This window comes from Methyloversatilis discipulorum (genome assembly GCF_018780585.1).
In the GTDB taxonomy this organism is placed as follows: domain Bacteria; phylum Pseudomonadota; class Gammaproteobacteria; order Burkholderiales; family Rhodocyclaceae; genus Methyloversatilis; species Methyloversatilis discipulorum_B.
The window spans coordinates 1-1,327 of record NZ_JADMJL010000073.1 but is presented as its reverse complement, the minus strand read 5'-3'; the positions used below and the strand labels follow the sequence as shown (position 1 = coordinate 1,327).

1 protein-coding gene is annotated in these 1,327 nt (G+C 61.9%); it reads left to right on the top strand.

The annotated features are described in order from the left end of the window. Window positions 1–83: 83 nt before the first annotated feature. Window positions 84–1,184 (top strand): IS5 family transposase, encoded by a 1,101-nt coding sequence (locus IV112_RS21165; protein ID WP_304007090.1) that lies wholly within the window; start codon window positions 84–86, stop codon window positions 1,182–1,184. The last annotated feature ends 143 nt before the right edge of the window (window positions 1,185–1,327 follow it).

Sequence of the window (1,327 nt, the reverse complement as noted above, 5' to 3'; positions counted from 1 at the left end):
CAGGCTGCTGAAATACCTTCGCGGCGCAATGAATGCGCGACCGGCGACCTCGATAATTTGACGACCCGATTTCACTGAGACTCATGCGCGGCGCCGACACCTTCACCGAGAGCTTGTTCACGATGCGCAAGTTGGAGGACTTCGTTCCTGCCGACCACCCACTGCGCGCGATCCGCACGATGGCCAATGGGGCGCTGGCGAAGATGGGGGATCTGTTCTCGGCGATGTACGAGGCCGATACCAAGGGCGGCCGACCCAGTGTCGCACCTGAGAAGTTGCTTCGCGCCATGCTGCTGCAGGTGCTGTACAGCGTGCGCTCGGAGCGGCAGTTGATGGAGCAGGTGCAGTACAACTTGCTGTTCCGCTGGTTCATCGGCCTGTCCATGGACGACGTGGTGTGGGTGTCGACCGTGTTCACCAAGAATCGCGAGCGCTTGATCAAGCATGACGCGGTCATCGAGTTCTTCAACGAAGTGGTGGCGATCGCGCAGGAGAAGGACCTGCTGTCGGGCGAGCACTTCAGCGTGGACGGCACGCTGATCCAAGCGTGGGCCAGCCACAAGAGCTTTGTGGCGAAGGCTGACGATCACGCCATCGGCGACGGCGGCAACTTCAAGGGCGACAAGCGCAGCAACGAGACGCATGAATCCAAGACGGACGCCGACGCAAGGCTGTACCGCAAGGGCAATACCGCCAGCGAGTTGCGCTTCATGGGCCACACGCTGAGCGACAACCGTCACGGCTTGATTGCCAACGCCGTCGTGACCACCGCCGATGGCTACGCCGAACGCGAAGCGGCCAAAGTCATGATCAACGATGCCCGGCAAGCCTTGGGAGACCCGGAGCGCGAAATCACGCTGGGCGCCGACAAAGGCTACGACGCGCAAGAGTTCATCGACACCTGCATCGAGTTGGGCGTGATGCCGCACGTCGCGCAGAACAAGTCGGGCCGCAAGTCGGCGGTCCCCGACGCCATTGCTCAGAGTGAGGGCTATGCGCTGTCGCAGCGCAAGCGCAAGTTGATCGAGCAAGGCTTCGGCTGGGCCAAGACCGTCGGTGGCATTCGCCAGGTGATGGTGCGCGGACTCAAGCGCGTCGACCAAATGTTCGTGCTGAACATGGCAGCCTTCAACTTGGTTCGCATGCGCACCTTGGGACAGGTCCGTCCGCTGGGTGCGCAATGAAGGAAATCGGCGGGGCAGGCGCTGCGAAGCGGTGGGAAATCAAGGAATTCCGACCTCAACATCCCGCATGATGAAAAGCACGCTGCCGGCTCGCCGGACGGGCTGAAAGAGGCGGCGCTTCGGGTCAGTATTTCAGCAGCCTG

Bases quoted from the DNA above. Each gene is read 5' to 3' on its own strand.
- IV112_RS21165 (WP_304007090.1), top strand. From the start codon at position 84: ATGCGCGGCGCCGACACCTTCACCGAGAGCTTGTTCACGATGCGCAAG.